General features: G+C 61.4%; 1 pseudogene. It reads left to right on the top strand.

From position 1 onward, the window contains the following. Positions 1 to 223 (top strand): annotated as a pseudogene (locus tag I6F17_RS38030) (hypothetical protein); the annotation flags it as partial.

Below are 223 nucleotides of genomic sequence, written 5' to 3'. Positions count from 1 at the left end.
GCGGAGAAGACGGCGACGGGCTATGCGGTTGCCTGGAAGGAGACGAGCACGGGTCAGTACACGGCGTGGAACACTGACAGCAATGGCAACTACGTCTCCCATGTCAGCTCCCTGACCGGCTCCACGTGGGGTGGCTCGGTGTCGGGTACGGACTCTGGCCTCAAGACTCTGGAGACCAGCTTCTATCAGGACCTGAACAGTGACGGGCAGATCGGTACGTCCA

Source organism: Bradyrhizobium sp. NBAIM18, from assembly GCF_020193825.1.
In the GTDB taxonomy this organism is placed as follows: domain Bacteria; phylum Pseudomonadota; class Alphaproteobacteria; order Rhizobiales; family Xanthobacteraceae; genus Bradyrhizobium; species Bradyrhizobium yuanmingense.
Note: the sequence above shows the minus strand (reverse complement) of the source record. Positions and strands in the feature narration are given on the sequence as shown.